Raw genomic sequence first — 2,528 nt, 5'->3', positions numbered from 1 at the left:
GCGAAGGGGAGGGGCGAAAACCCTGTGCCACCATGCTCAGGTCCGCCATTAGGCCAAGGCTTTTTTCTTCTAACGCCAACTGCAAGCTCCCGTGTCGTATGGAAAATGTGCCACCTACTGCGGCCGCCATCAAGCGCATCGTTAATTAACGTCTACAAATCTCTTCGTGGGTAGGAGAGGTTCTTTCCCAGCGAGTCGGCGACACTTCTCAGTGCAAGCCAGCATTGGTCGCGCGGGCAGGGCATCTTGGGCTGCGGCTGAAGGACTCTAACCGAGGTAGCGATCTATCGGAACCACCTTTGCTGCCTGAGAGTCCTCCAGCAGTTGCAGCGCTCTTGCCTTCCTTGCTCCGATGCCCGCGATTGCCTCTGGAACGACAACCGTCTCGTATTCCCGGGAGTTGCTGTCAAAGCAAGTTGAGGCAATGCAGGAGTCTGCGGCCATCCCGCACACCACCAATTGATTGCATCCCAGCTTTGCGAGAAGGGCAGCTAAGGGGGTTGYCAGGAACGCGGAGTGCTTGGGCTTCAGAACGAAGTAATCATCAAGAGCAGGGCGAAGCAGAGTTGCAATCTTCGCCGAGACGCCGTCCGCAGCCAAGCATTCTTGAACTAACTCCTTGAAGTCCATCTGCCAGTTTGCAAAGTTATCATTGGCGTAAATCACCGGATCGCCCTCGGCTTTGAAGTGCTGCCGGAGGCGGGCGACGGCCTTTGAAGCATTCAGCGCGCTGCTCGCAATCAAGTCGGCCTCCGGGAAGTCAAATCGACTGAACATGTCAACGATGAGCAGGGCGGGCGTCGTTTTCTTCATGCGTGGCTCCCGGAATTGCTCAATCGCCCGTTTGGCTGTGGGGGGCAGCCATAGGCTTAGACTGAGGTGAATCCTTTTGGCGAAGGAAAATTGTCAGTATCACCAGTGACAGCACTGCCAAGAACTCACTCTGCCAATTCTGGAACGACTCAAACCAGAAGCTGCTGCTCCACAAGTGTTCCCAGCACGTGGGAGGCGGAAGTCCTTTGAAGGCCATCTCGTCGACTTCAGCGCGCCAGCTGCCGGCCAAGTGGAGAGAGAAGCTCATGAAGAAAAGGAGCCCGAAAGCAATAGCTAAGGAATGCCCATAGAGAGCCTTCCACACTCCCCCGCGTCGCACGGGCCATGGCGTGGGCCCGTCTTCAACACGCTCTTCTTCCTCATCGGGAGAGAGGGGCCTGGACTCTGCCGACCCCTTCTGGCGAAGGGTTACGGTCAAAAGGACATACATCCCCATCTGCAAGAACTCACTTTCCCAATTCTCGAAGGTGGCGCTAACGAAGTGACCGCTGTGGAGGTACTCCCATAGCCCCAACAGGGGCCTATGTKCTTCCTTGAGCTCTTCATTGTGTGTCAAGAACCCGGTCCAGATCTGTCCCAACAAGAAGCAGATCAGTAATAGGAACAGGACTATCGATAAGCCGTTTCTTTTCCACATGGCCAGTAGTGCCTAATGTTGTGCGTCTGCCAGACCGTGGGGAGGTTTGGAGCCGATGGAACAGGGGGCTGAACGAAAAGGCGACACCTCAGCGTCGCCTTTTTTCTAATCAACCTGCAAAGCCTGGCGTTCCTCCAGAGCTGCCAACGTCACCGAAGTTCGGCTGGGTGCTTCCCGACGGATCGGGAGCACTCCCCGACCCGGTTTCGCTGCCCTTGACGCCCTGGCCAGGGCTAGGGCGGTCCCCAATTGAGCGCTGAGCGTCGGAGGAGCCCGAGGTGCTGTCGTCCACCGGGGGTTTGGCGGGCACAAATGGTGAAATGGGGTCACTCGCCGGGAACGTTTCTTCCAGTGCTTCTTCATGGTTGCGTTGCGTGCGCGCCTCTCGGGCTCGTTGCTCCGCGGGCGACTCTTTGGCGTTGTTTTCCCCCGGAAGGGGTGGGTCTTTCTGATCTCTTTCCATGACTGACTCCAAAAGGGGGCAGACAAAAAATCGCCATCGCAGCATTGCGACGGCGTCCAGAACTATGCGACTGCTGCAGCATTGCCGCCGGATTGGGCCAACAGGGTGAGCTTCTCGTCGGTGGCCTTCTCTTCTTCAAGTGTCTCTAGAAGAAGCGGAACAGCGGCCTTGTAACCCAACTGCTTGGCCAAGGCTGCGATGGTTCCGTAGCAGGCAATTTCGTAATGTTCGACCTTCTGCGCCCCACCGATCAACGCAGAGTCACGGACTGGTCCCTCTTCGATGCTGTCGATCGCCTCTTTGCCCTCCTCTACCAATCCCTCCATCGCGGCGCATTTGATGCGCTTGAGCCGGATTCCCAGAAGTTCGACAACCCGGTCGATGCGCTCGATCTGGCCTTGGGTCTCCTCCAAATGGGTCTCGAAAGCGGTGGCGAGTTCTGGGTTGGACGCAGCCCGGGCCAAGCGAGGCAGAGCTTTGGTGAGCTGTTTTTCAGCGCTGTAGATGTCAGACAGCTCGTGGATGAAGAGGTCTTCGGCAGTCTTGATCGCCATGTCTGCGTTCCTACGGATGGGTGGGTGTTAGACGCTATGC

3 protein-coding genes are annotated in these 2,528 nt (G+C 57.2%); all 3 read right to left on the bottom strand.

The window, feature by feature from the left end; genetic code table 11:
- Nucleotides 1-267 precede the first annotated feature (267 nt).
- Nucleotides 268-813 (bottom strand): cysteine hydrolase family protein, encoded by a 546-nt coding sequence (locus ACXJKH_RS18580; RefSeq protein ID WP_457321574.1) that lies wholly within the window; start codon nucleotides 811-813, stop codon nucleotides 268-270.
- A gap of 19 nt (nucleotides 814-832) precedes the next feature.
- On the bottom strand, nucleotides 833-1,471 hold the full coding sequence (locus tag ACXJKH_RS18575) for a DUF6766 family protein (protein ID WP_457321572.1): 639 nt from the start codon (nucleotides 1,469-1,471) through the stop codon (nucleotides 833-835).
- Nucleotides 1,472-1,996: 525 nt separating this feature from the next.
- Complete coding sequence (locus tag ACXJKH_RS18570) at nucleotides 1,997-2,488, bottom strand: YciE/YciF ferroxidase family protein (RefSeq protein WP_457321570.1); 492 nt, start codon at nucleotides 2,486-2,488, stop codon at nucleotides 1,997-1,999.
- Nucleotides 2,489-2,528 lie beyond the last annotated feature (40 nt).

It is taken from the genome of Stenotrophomonas sp. P5_B8 (assembly GCF_054049855.1).
Note: the sequence above shows the minus strand (reverse complement) of the source record. Positions and strands in the feature narration are given on the sequence as shown.